This window comes from Polaromonas sp. (assembly GCF_036676035.1).
GTDB lineage: Bacteria > Pseudomonadota > Gammaproteobacteria > Burkholderiales > Burkholderiaceae_C > Polaromonas.
In genome coordinates this window covers 1-11,327 of the sequence record NZ_JAKFDR010000026.1, presented here as the reverse complement: position 1 = coordinate 11,327, position 11,327 = coordinate 1, and the positions used below count along the sequence as shown (strand labels likewise).

10 protein-coding genes and 1 rRNA gene are annotated in these 11,327 nt (G+C 60.8%); 5 read left to right on the top strand and 6 right to left on the bottom strand.

All coding sequences use genetic code 11. From position 1 onward, the window contains the following. The first annotated feature begins 21 nt into the window (after positions 1-21). Both V6M61_RS04910 and V6M61_RS04905 read left to right on the top strand, forming a co-directional pair. Positions 22-1,011, top strand: a complete 990-nt coding sequence (locus V6M61_RS04910) for a phosphatase PAP2 family protein (protein ID WP_332775449.1) — start codon at positions 22-24, stop codon at positions 1,009-1,011. A gap of 8 nt (positions 1,012-1,019) precedes the next feature. Continuing rightward, on the top strand, positions 1,020-2,912 hold the full coding sequence (locus tag V6M61_RS04905) for a hypothetical protein (RefSeq protein ID WP_332775448.1): 1,893 nt from the start codon (positions 1,020-1,022) through the stop codon (positions 2,910-2,912). Between the two features lie 15 nt (positions 2,913-2,927). Here V6M61_RS04905 and V6M61_RS04900 read toward each other — a convergent pair whose 3' ends face one another. The 5 genes from V6M61_RS04900 to V6M61_RS04880 all read right to left on the bottom strand — a co-directional run bounded on the left by V6M61_RS04900 (position 2,928) and on the right by V6M61_RS04880 (position 7,540). After that, complete coding sequence (locus V6M61_RS04900; protein ID WP_332775447.1) at positions 2,928-3,581, bottom strand: Crp/Fnr family transcriptional regulator; 654 nt, start codon at positions 3,579-3,581, stop codon at positions 2,928-2,930. Positions 3,582-3,654: 73 nt separating this feature from the next. Beyond that, the gene (locus tag V6M61_RS04895) at positions 3,655-4,323 is read right to left on the bottom strand and encodes a helix-turn-helix transcriptional regulator (RefSeq protein WP_332775446.1); all 669 of its coding nucleotides are present in this window, start codon (positions 4,321-4,323) and stop codon (positions 3,655-3,657) included. A 131-nt stretch (positions 4,324-4,454) separates the two neighbouring features. Beyond that, positions 4,455-5,363 carry an esterase/lipase family protein gene (locus V6M61_RS04890; RefSeq protein WP_332775445.1) on the bottom strand — a complete coding sequence of 303 codons (909 nt, stop codon included), beginning with the start codon at positions 5,361-5,363 and terminating at the stop codon, positions 4,455-4,457. A gap of 25 nt (positions 5,364-5,388) precedes the next feature. Then, positions 5,389-7,014: a GMC family oxidoreductase gene (locus tag V6M61_RS04885; RefSeq protein WP_332775444.1), complete on the bottom strand. Its 1,626-nt coding sequence runs from the start codon at positions 7,012-7,014 to the stop codon at positions 5,389-5,391. Positions 7,015-7,033: 19 nt separating this feature from the next. Beyond that, positions 7,034-7,540 (bottom strand): hypothetical protein, encoded by a 507-nt coding sequence (locus tag V6M61_RS04880; RefSeq protein ID WP_332775442.1) that lies wholly within the window; start codon positions 7,538-7,540, stop codon positions 7,034-7,036. Between the two features lie 70 nt (positions 7,541-7,610). Here V6M61_RS04880 and V6M61_RS04875 point away from each other — a divergent pair, with 70 nt between their 5' ends. The 3 genes from V6M61_RS04875 to V6M61_RS04865 are packed head-to-tail and all read left to right on the top strand — an operon-like array spanning position 7,611 to position 11,046. Next, positions 7,611-8,357 (top strand): FFLEELY motif protein, encoded by a 747-nt coding sequence (locus V6M61_RS04875; RefSeq protein ID WP_332775441.1) that lies wholly within the window; start codon positions 7,611-7,613, stop codon positions 8,355-8,357. Positions 8,358-8,415: 58 nt separating this feature from the next. Then, on the top strand, positions 8,416-10,101 hold the full coding sequence (locus tag V6M61_RS04870) for an AMP-binding protein (RefSeq protein WP_332775440.1): 1,686 nt from the start codon (positions 8,416-8,418) through the stop codon (positions 10,099-10,101). 24 nt (positions 10,102-10,125) lie between these two features. Next, complete coding sequence (locus V6M61_RS04865; protein ID WP_332775439.1) at positions 10,126-11,046, top strand: MBL fold metallo-hydrolase; 921 nt, start codon at positions 10,126-10,128, stop codon at positions 11,044-11,046. A gap of 167 nt (positions 11,047-11,213) precedes the next feature. Here V6M61_RS04865 and rrf read toward each other — a convergent pair. Beyond that, positions 11,214-11,326, bottom strand: a 5S ribosomal RNA gene (gene rrf / locus V6M61_RS04860). Position 11,327: the final 1 nt, after the last annotated feature.

Here is an 11,327-nt window from a genome sequence, read left to right as displayed (position 1 = left end):
GCGAGTGGCGGAGCCGGCACGGTGAGCGAGGTTCAGCTGGCAAATGCCTTGACCACAAGCCGTGCGGCGCTGGTGGGGCCTTTTGACCCTACCCCCCTCACTTTCAAACTCCCGGCTCCTCTGGATGAACCGTCGCGTTTGGCCCAATGGGCTGCCGACCCTCGTCTGCAAGTGTGTGAACTGGAGTTGTTGAGCGGGTTGCACTTCGACGTCACTCAAAGTAACGAACAGGTCACACTGGGGTTCGTTAATCTGGACAAAAAGCCCTTAAAAAGCCTCTCACTAGCCAAGCTCAAAAGACCCACGCACAAGGTATTTTCCCAGCAGCTGGAGCTGGTTTCGCTTTATGCCGACCTGCGCGAAGACCGTCACAACGAAATCCTGGCACAGATACCCGGGGGATTGGCGTTCTGGGCGTCCATCATCGGCCTGCAGGCGCATCGTCACAAATACACGCTTGAGCTGCTGGAGCTGGCCATGTCACTGGCCATCCATGTGGAGATGCGCTTCAAGCACGCTTTTGCCTGCCCTCGCCCTGACACACTGTCACCGCAAATCCAGTCGATGATTCCGAGTCCGGGGCACGCCAGCTGGCCCAGCGGCCATTCGACGGAGGCATTCTTAACTGCCACCCTCTTACAAGCCCTGCTTCCCCAGGGCTCAAAGTACCAGGAGCAACTGCAGCGGCTTGCAGCCAGGATTGCAGTTAACCGCACCGTGGCCGGCTTGCACTATCCGGTGGACTCTGCCGTTGGGAGGCTCCTGGGTACAATCTTGGCCGAGTTCCTTGTGGCACGCTGCAAAGGCGCAAAACTCCATGAGCGCGGCTTTGACGGGCGCAAGTTTCACGACGCAAAGGGACACGTCATCGACTTTGATCTGCGGGTTTCGATGTCGGACAACAAGAGCGGCTACTACCAGTTGCTGCCCACCGCTGGAACGGTGGCGGTGTCCCCCATCCTTGCATTTATGTGGGACAAGGCGTCCAAAGAATGCCAACCCCTTAAGTAAGAACAATCATGACCTGGACTCCTCTACCCAAAGGCAGTTTCTCCGGCATTGACTGGGCCAAGCCAGGTGCAAGCACCGGCTTTGACCCCTACCTGATTTGGGCAGAGGCCGACAACTTTGTCGGTTACGGCTTGAAGAAGCCACCCAAATGGTTGCCCGTATTGATTGAGCTTACCGCGGGCACCAGCATCGCCAAATTGCTAACGGCCGCTTCTCCGGCGTGGTTAAACGTGCCACCGGTTTACACCTCGCCGGCCGCACCCGCAGGCCTGCGCTTCTGTACGGCGCGCATCAAGCCGGCTTTCTTCAAGCATATTCGTCCAGGCGGTAGCCTCCACGCGTTGGTGCAGCGGTTCGAGCTTGGCTTGCCCACGGGTCGCCACGTTGAGGACCCTGCACCACATACAGCCAGCAACGGTGCGACGCCGACCTTGCTCACGGGCAAGGTCATCGGCCTGATTGATGGTGGCTTGGCCTTTGCCAATGCCAATTTTTTACGAAACGGCAAGTCACGCACCGCCTATTTCTGGCGCCAGGACAGCAAGGGAGTAGGTCAGACGCCAGCCTCCATGGGTTACGGGCACGAGCTGACAGCGGCCGACATCAACCAGGCGATGCAACACCACACGTATAACGGCATGGTGGATGAAGGCGCGGTATACACACACTTCGAATTGCGTGACCTACAAAAAAACGTTAACCACGGCACTCATGTCATGGATCTTGCCTGTGGGCCGCGTACCTTGCTGGCACAGTTTGCAGGCGCGCCTCCACACCCGGATGCGCCCCCCAGCTGGGATTTGGCCAATGACGATGCCAGCCGGCATGACAACGTGACAGTTCAGCTTGACTGGTCGAACGTGACTGACACATCCGGTGGTTCCATGAACGTGAGTGTCATGGATGGCCTGATGTACATCCTTTCACGTTGCGCCCCTTCCGCCAAGCTCGCGGTCAATCTGAGTTGGGGTACGTTGGCGGGGCCTCATGACGGCAGCTCGGCGCTGGAGGCTGCAATGGACCAGCTGATCGAACTCAAAAATGGCAAATTGCAAATCATTGTGCCGGCGGGCAATAGCTATCAAAGCCGTACCCATGCCAATGCAACGCTATCAAAAGGGCAGCACGTTACGCTGCACTGGCGAGGGCAACCTGATGATTCGACCCAGAGCTTTCTGGAAATCTGGCTGCCGCAAGGTGCGCATGGTGTCACCGTGCAAATTACGCCTCCAGGCCGTCCCGCTTTGCCCGCCCTTGCCTGGGGAAAATCCGGCATGTGGACCAACGGCGGTGCGCACCCTCTCTGTGCCGTGATTTATCCACAATCCGTCGCAACCGGTGCTCATGGCACCTGCGCGCTGGTTGCGGCGGCTCCGAGCTTCAGCTTCAAGTCATCAACGACAACCGCGCCCAGCGGTATCTGGGAAGTGAAGATCACGAACACTCACTCGGGAAACGTGACACTGGACGCTTACATCGAACGTGACGATGTCGCCATCGGACAGCACACCGGCGCACGGCAGTCTTACTTTGAAGACCGGGACTACGACACCAGCGGTAACCCAGGCTCGTTTGTAGATCACCCTAACAATCCGACGCCGATTCGCCGAAGCGGCAACTTCAACAGTTTGTCTACAGGCAAACGGACCATCTCGGTAGGAGGGCTGCGTGTGGCGGATTCAAGCTGGGCGCGCTATTCACCGCGCAAACCGGATCCTGATGGGAGCCGTCCACAGCGCCCTGGCGTTGTGAAAGTGCCCGATACCGTGGGGTTTACCGACGAAAACCCGGCATTAATCGGTGTTCTTGGTGCCGGCACACGCAGCGGGGCCGTGGTGCGCACCATAGGTACCAGCGATGCGGCACCTCAGGAAACCCGCCGGATTTTTAACGCGCTCTAGGTTCTCGGCAAGGGCTTACCAGCGACTAGGCAGCTTCTTCTTCAGCGTAATGCGCTTGGCCCCCAGCTCGATGTAGCCGCCTTTTTCAAGGTCTTTGAGCAGGCGGCTCACCATCTCGCGGGAAGCCCCCACGCGGTTGGCGATGTCCTGGTGGGTGATGGCCTGCAGGGTGATGGATTCACCGTCTGGCGTGTCGCTGCGGCGCTCTTCGAGCAGGGCGACCAGGCGGCCATACACGTTGAGCAGCGCCATGTTGCGGGCGGCTTCGGTGGCGGCACGGGCGCGGCGTATGAGCTGGGCCACCAGGTTGATGGCAAAACCCGGCTCCTCGGCCAGGTGCTCGCTGACCTGGGTACGGCTGAGCACCGCGCACGTGCAGGCCTCCAGCGTGATCACCGAGGCCGAGCGGGGCCCGCCATCGAGTGACATCTCGCCGAAATAGTCACCGGCATCAATCGTGCCGTAGGTAATTTCCCGGCCGTTTTCGTCCATGGCAAACACCTTGACGCCGCCTTTGAGCAGCACAAACAGGCTGTCGCCCGCCTCGCCTTCATTGATCAGTACGGTGTTTTTGCGGTAACTGCGCTGTATGCCCCGCTGCGCAAGGGAGCGCAGCTCCGGGATCAAAGCGGCGTACGGATCATCATTGGGGGGTAATGTTGAACTCATGATGATGCGTAATCTAGCACGCCAGAGCCAGCGCCGTGAAAAACAGCGCTGACTTGTTATTGCTGCCGAAGCGTCAGGTCAACAGGCCCGGCGAGGCCACAGGCGGCAAAACGGCCACCCGGTTGACCAGTTCGCGCACCCCGCTGGAGGCGGTCTTGGCGCACAGGCTGCGTACATGGCTGCGCACGGTGGAAACGGCCACTTTCATCTGGGCTGCGATCTCGGGGGTGCTGAGGCCTCGGCATAAAATGGCCAGCACCCGCTCTTCGGTGTGCGTCAGCCCGTAGCTGCGGGCAAAAAAATCAAACATGCCCGACTCACACACCCCGGCACGGGCAAAAAACAGGGCCAACCGGGCATAGTGTGCGCCCGCTTCGTGCTGCAGGGGAACGACGGCCAGCATGAAGTGAGCGCTCTCACCAGACAAACTGATCAGATTGCGCTGGCCAGCTGCGGCTTTGGCTAGCGCGTCGTGCAACGTCCGGCCATCTGCGGGCCTTACGGCCCATAGCTGCCCCCTGTAACCGCCCACGGCCTGCAGCACGCGGCCACTGTCCAGTTCGCGTTGTGCCGCCTGATTGGCGTGCAAAATCTGCCCCTGCTCGCTGACCACGAGCACGCCATGGGCCAGGGCATCAAGCAGCAGGGCCAGTACATCCTGGCCTGGATCCGGTCCGGCGTCGGTGCTTGGCAGCGCACCCAAACCGCTGGTCAAAAATTCGTGATCCACCCGGAAATTCATGGCCCGCGCCTACCCGTTTCTATTGCGTACAAGCTGTTGAGCCTACGAAGACCGGGCGATTTTGAACAGTGAATATGAGGTGTCGCTTTTGTGTGAAATTCACATTTCGCCACCCGGGAGACCCTGAGCGCTCAGGGTGTGGGGTCGTTCAGCAAGGCCAACGTGGCCGCCATGACCGGCGGCAAAAACGCCAGCTGGACATGCGCGGCGCCCCGGACCAGCCGGTTGTCGGCACCGGGCAGGGTGGCGGTGGACACCGGGAACACGATGTTGTCGCAGTTGGAGTACCAGCAGGTAAACAGCGCATGGCGGTTGGCGGGCATGCCCAGGTCTTGCTGGCGCTGCCATTCGCTGGCCAGGCGCATCTGCCGGCCATTGGCGGCATGGCCGAAGCGGGCCAGCCAGGTACCGCGGTGCGGCGAGCCTATGGTGACCACGTGATGCACGCGTGCTTCGGCCTTCATGGCCTGGAGCCACGCGCGGGCCGCCAGCCCGCCCATGCTGTGGCACACCAGCAGGGGCGGCAAGCCGGTGGCGCGAGTCACCCGCTGCACGGCGTCTTCCAGCAGCGGCACATAGGCGTCAATCGAGCCGAACACCGGCTCCAGGCTGACCGCCACAAACGCATTCCCCTGGCCTTGCAGCCGCTTGAGCCAGGGCGTCCAGAAGCCGCGGTTGCAGAAGAACCCATGGACAAAAACCACCCCGCGCCGTCCCGGCATCACGGCCGGCGCGCTCAACTGGTCAGGAATGGCATGGGGGCGAAATGGTTGCCGCCAGAAAAACACCCGCGGTGCGGTCAGGGCCTCGCCCAGCCAGGCCCGGGCCACCTCGGCCCAACTGGGTTGCGGCGCCGGGTCGGCTCGGTTGGCATAGCGCTGCGCCACAAACTCCAGCGCCAGAAAGGCGGTGTAGCCCAGCACAATCGCCAAAAAACCGGACACCGCCAGCACGGGCGAGTGGCGCCAAAAATAAGCCAGCCAGGCAGCGCCCAGCAACAGCAGCGAAACGGTGATGAGTTGTTGCAGGCGCGCCAGCATCAGGGCAGTCTACAGGTACAGCACACTAGGCCAGCGTGACCTCGCGGCCGGTCAGCTTTTTGGCCAAGCCTTGCGCCAGACGGTTGACGGCACCGTAGATGGACAGCTGCGGATTGGCGCCAATGCTGGTGGGGAAGATGGAGCCGTCGTGGATGGACAGGTTCTCAAGCTGCCAGTGCAGGCCGTCGGGCCGGGTCACGCCCAGCGTCTCGTGGCCGCCCAGGCCGCAACCGCCCATCACGTGGGCGCTCACGACCTTGGTGAGCAGCGGCTTCATGAGCAGGGCGTTGACGGCGTCGCGCGCTTCGGCCCACGCGGTGTAGGGCTTGGCCATTTCATGCAGCGGCAGCACCTGTTTGGCGCCGGCTGCAAACTGGATTTCCATCATCGACAGCAAAGCCCGGCGGGCGCCGTCCATCACGAAGTCGGTCAAGGGGTAGTCGAGCACGGCCGAGTTGTCGCCGCGCAGCAAGACCCTGCCACCCGGGGATTGCTCGTGAAAGCCATCGCGCAGCAGGGCCAGCAAGGTGTGGTTGTGCGGGAAGGACTTGAGCAGGTCATGCTGACTCTGGCCAAAACCGGGCACGGTGGAGGCAAAGATCACCGGATGCAGCGGCGGCGCTTCCAGCTTGTAACCGATCGGCCCGTCAATCGCCTGGGTCTCCAGAAAATGGTCGCTGTAAATGCTTTGCGGAGCGCCATTCCAGGCCTCGACTTTTTGCTCGAACACACTGGATGACATCACCACCGGATGCAAAAAGGTTCTCGCACCCAGCAGCCCATGCGGATCGGGCGCGCCCGAGCGCAGCAGCACCGCCGGCGAATTGATGGCGCCGCCGGCGAGCACATAGTGTTTAGCTATGATTTTTATAGCTGCCTGCGCAGATTTATCGAGGGCTGGAGCCCCATTTGGCTTGACAGGGCGGCACAGCAGCGCGGTCACCTTGCCGTTGGCCAGCTCAAACCTCTCGGCCCGCATTTCGGTCAGCAGCTGGGCGCCCTTGTCCAGCGCTGCCGGAATGGTGGTGACCAGCATGGATTGCTTCGCATTGGTCGGGCAGCCCAGGCCGCAGGAGCCGATGTTCCAGCAGCCCTTGACGTTGCGCGAAATGGCTGCGGCGGGAATACCCAGCTTGGCTGCGCCGCGGCGCAGCAGGTCGTTGTTTTCGTTGGGCGGCGTCAACCAGGGCAGGATGTTCAGGCGTTTTTCGGCCTGCTGGAAGTAAGGGGCCAGCGCCTCCACGGTGTAATCAGGCAGCTCGAATTTGGCCTGCCAGTACGCCAGCGTGGGCGCCGGCGTGCGGAAAGAGCTGGTCCAGTTGACCGTGGTGGAGCCGCCCACGCAGCGCCCCTGCAGGATGTTGATGGCCTTGTCTTGCGTCTTGCGGGCGGCGCTTTCCTGATACAGCGAAGGATAGGCCTCGGACTCTTTCTGGTTGAAGTCGCTGCTGCTTTTCAAGGGCCCCTCTTCAACCATCACCACCTGCAGCCCGGCTTTGGCCAGCAGCTCGGCCGTGATGCCCGCCCCGGCGCCGCTGCCGATGATGGCCACGTCGCAAACGATTTTCTCGGGCACGGGCGCCAGCGCACCGCCCATCACTTTCCAGCCGCGTTTTAAGCCCTCGCGAATCGGGTCTTGCAATTGACTCATGCTGCTTTTTGGAAATGTCCTAGATTTTCATGGGCCCAGGGTAGCCGAGCAGGGGCCAGCTGGACTCGTCCGAGAAGTAAGCGCCTGCGGTGATGTCATGCAAAGCCGCGTAGGCCTGCTGGCGCAAAGCCAGCCCTGACAGCCGCATGCCCTGCAGCGCCTGCTGGATGTCGGCCACGCGGGCATCTGGCCACGGCACACTCAAACCTGCCAGCGTGTAGCGCCCCGCCGTGCTGGCCAGCAGCGAGAGCAGCTGTGACAACTCGTCTTGCGCATGCGGCGGCAATGACTGGATGAGCGTGTCTACGCGGTCCAGCAAGCCATTGAGAGCGATCGCCCGGGCGCCGGCATCGGCCGGCAAGCTGGCATCGAGCACGCCACGGCCCACCGCAGAAAACACCTCGCGCCCGGCAGCGGCCAGTCTCCCATCCTGCAAGCCGGGCTGCAGCAAGGCCGCCGTGCCGCCCGCGACCACCAACAGGGCCGCTGAGACAGCGCCCAGCTTGAGCAAAGTTCTTCGTTCCATGATGGGCAAGTCTCTCACGCAGGCTGCGGGTTTCAATAGAGCGTGATACCTAGATAGACTCGGGGTTTGTATGGACACCTCTGCCCGCGAAATTCACGAAGCGCTTGAAGCAGTGTCGCTGCTGCGACAGCGCCGCGCCGCCGATCCCGCGCTGGCCGAAGCCAGTCTTGCCATCAAGCGCTTTCAGGCGCTGCGCTTTCAGGCCACTTATGCCGACTTGCGGGAGCAGCCGCGCTACGACCCCGCGGTGCGATTTTTCCTTCATGAGCTATACAGCGACAAGGACTACGCGGAGCGCGACCAGCAGTTTGCCCGCATTGCCAACACCATCGCACGCCTCTTTCCCGAAGCCGTGGTGACCACCGCCGCGGCGCTGGCCGGTGTGCACGCGCTGACCGAAGAGCTTGATGACGCGATGGCGCGCCAGTGGCTGGCTATCCAGACATCACATCTGCAGGAGTTGGATGGCGCCGGCTACATGGCATGCTGGCGCCGTGTGGCTGACCCGGCGGCGCGCCAGCAGCAACTGCAGGTGGTGCTTCAACTGGGCCACGAGCTGGAACGCCTGACCCGCATGCGCGGACTGCGCATGCTGCTCAGGATGATGCATCGCCCGGCAGCCGCCGCAGGGCTGACGTCCTTGCAACAGTTTCTCGAGGCCGGGTTTGACGCGTTTGCCACCATGAACGGCTCGGGCGAATTCCTGCGCCTGATTGAGACGCGCGAATCCAGCTGGATTGCATCGCTGTTTGAGGATGATGCTGTCACCTGCGAGACGAAATTGCGGCAATTATTCAGCGCAGGCCGCTCGCATTAGGACAAGCCCCATACGACTTGCAGGCCGTCACTCCCACAATCCGTGACAAGGAGTGTGTATGGACAAGTTCTGGCTCAAAAGTTACCCCGCAGGTGTGCCACACGAGATTGCCCCCGAGCAATTCCGCTCGCTGAATCAGCTGCTGGAGGAGTCCTTCAAAAAGAATGCTTCCAGGCCGTTTTCGGTCTGCATGGACCGCTGGATGTCTTATGGCGAACTCGACGACCTGTCCAGTGCGCTGGGGGCCTGGCTGCAGAATCTCGGGCTGGAGCCGGGCGCACGGGTGGCCATCATGCTGCCCAACATTCCGCAGTTTGCAGTCACCATGGCCGGAGTTTTGCGCGCCGGCTACACCTGCGTGAACGTCAATCCGCTGTACACCGCGCGCGAACTGGAGCACCAGCTCAAGGACTCAGGCGCGACCACCATCGTGATTCTGGAGAACTTCGCCCACACGCTGGCCGAAGTCATTGAACGCACGCCGGTCAAGCAGGTTGTGATGGCGTCCATGGGAGACTTGCTGGGTTTTTGGTTCGGCAGCTGGATCACTTTTGCGGTTCGCCACCTGGCCAAGATGGTGCCGGCCTACAAACTGCCGCTGGGCAACGGCCGCGGCGTCACCCCGTTCAACCGCGCCATTGCAGAGGGCACCCGCCTGACGCTCAAGCCCGCACCGAGCACGCTCGACTCCATCGCTTTCTTGCAATACACCGGCGGCACCACCGGCCTGTCCAAAGGCGCTGTGCTGACGCACCGCAATATCGTGGCCGCCATTTTGCAGGCCGAGGCCTGGTTCACGCCGGCGCTCAAACGGGTCGGCGATATCAGCAAGGCCAACAACATTGCAGCCTTGCCGCTGTATCACATCTTTGCGCTGACGCTGGGCCTGCTGACCATCCGCTGGGGCGCGCACCTGACGCTGATCCCCAACCCGCGCGATTTCGGCCAATTCATCGAGGTGCTGAAGAAACGCCCGTTCCATCTCTTTCCGGCCGTCAACACGCTCTTCAATGCGTTGCTGCAGCATCCGCAGTTCAAGAGTGTCGATTGCTCGAATCTCTGTGTCTCGCAGGCCGGCGGCATGGCGGCCTCGGAAGGAACGGCCAAGGCCTGGCTTAAAGCCACCGGCTGCGCCATGGTCGAAGGCTGGGGCATGAGCGAGACCTGCGCCATCGGCACCAACAACCCGGTGACCAACAAAACCTTCAGCGGGACCATTGGCCTGCCACTGCCCAGCATTGAAATAGCCATCAAGGACGACGAGGGGAAGTCCTTGCCCGTGGGCGAGTCCGGCGAGATCTGCATCAAGGGCCCGCAGGTCATGACAGGCTACTACAGGCAGCCCGAAGAAAACCAAAAGGCCTTTACCGCCGATGGCTTCATGCGCACCGGCGACATTGGCATCATGGACGATCAGGGCTACACCAAAATCATCGATCGCAAGAAAGACATGATCATTGTTTCGGGCTTCAATGTGTTCCCAAATGAACTGGAAAACGTCATTTCCCTGTGTCCGGGCGTGGTGGAGTGTGCCGTCATCGGCATTGCAGACGACAAACAGGGCGAGGCCATCAAGGTGTTTGTGGTGAAAAATGACCCGACCCTGACCGAGGAGGATGTCAGCGCTTACTGCAAGCAGAACCTGACCGGGTATAAACGTCCCAAATACATTGAATTTCGCGATGACTTACCCAAAACCAATGTTGGCAAAATCCTCAGGCGCGAGTTGCGCACGACGGCCTAGCCGCCTCACCACTCCTTTTTCCTGATGACAAGCCTGAATCTGCCCACAGGCCTGCATGTTTTGGAGCGTGGCTGGTTGTCTTCCAACAACATCCTGTTCATTGGTGATGAGCACACCACCCTGGTGGACAGCGGCTACTGCACGCATGCAGCGCAAACACTGGCACTGGTCGAGGGTTTGCTGCCAGACCGTCCTCTCGATGTCTTGGTCAATACCCATTTGCACAGCGATCATTGTGGTGGGAATGCCGCCTTGCAAAAGCGTTATCCGGCGCTGCAAACGCTAATCCCGCCTGGGCTGGCCCCTCAGGTCGCGCGATGGGACCCGGTGGCGCTGACTTATTTGCCAACCGGCCAGCTGTGTCCACCATTTAAATTCGATCAAACGCTGCTACCTGGCACCGAACTGCGCCTGGGTGCTGCGCTGTGGCAGATCCACGCCGCCGCCGGCCACGATCCGCATTCGGTCATTTTCTTTGAGCCCGGCAGCAAAACACTAATTTCCGCGGACGCTTTATGGGAAAACGGCTTCGGCGTGGTGTTTCCGGAACTGGAGGGTATCGATGCTTTTGATGCGGTGAGCAGTACGCTTGACCTGATCGAGCGCTTGAGTCCGCGCACGGTCATCCCAGGGCACGGCCGAATCTTTGCCTACTCCACCGAAGTGCTTAATCGTTCACGCCAACGCCTGGCTTCTTTTGTCAAAAATCCGGTGCGGCATGCGCACCATGCCGCGAAAGTGCTGCTCAAATTCAAATTGCTGGAAACACAGCGACAGTCCTTTGCCAAGTTTTCCCAATGGGCGGTGGCCACCACTTATTTCGAACTGGTTCGGGAAAAGTTTTTTCCGGACATCCCTGCCAACCAGTGGATTGAGCAGTTGTGTTCAGAGTTGATTGCTGCAGGGGCGGCCAGGAGAGAGGGGGCATTTATTCTGAATGCCTGAGTACATTTGAGTGCCTGGCACCCCGTGTCGCAGATACATCACAGAAAGCAAAAAGCCCGCTTATAGCAATGCGGGCTTTTTTATTCCGATCATGCCTTATGACAAATCGGACGCGCTAAACAAAACGCCCAGTTGAATCACTCAACTGGGCGTTTCTTGCTGTAAGAGCCTGACGATGTCCTACTTTCACACGGGAATCCGCACTATCATCGGCGCTAAGTCGTTTCACTGTCCTGTTCGGGATGGGAAGGAGTGGTACCAACTTGCTATGGTCATCAGGC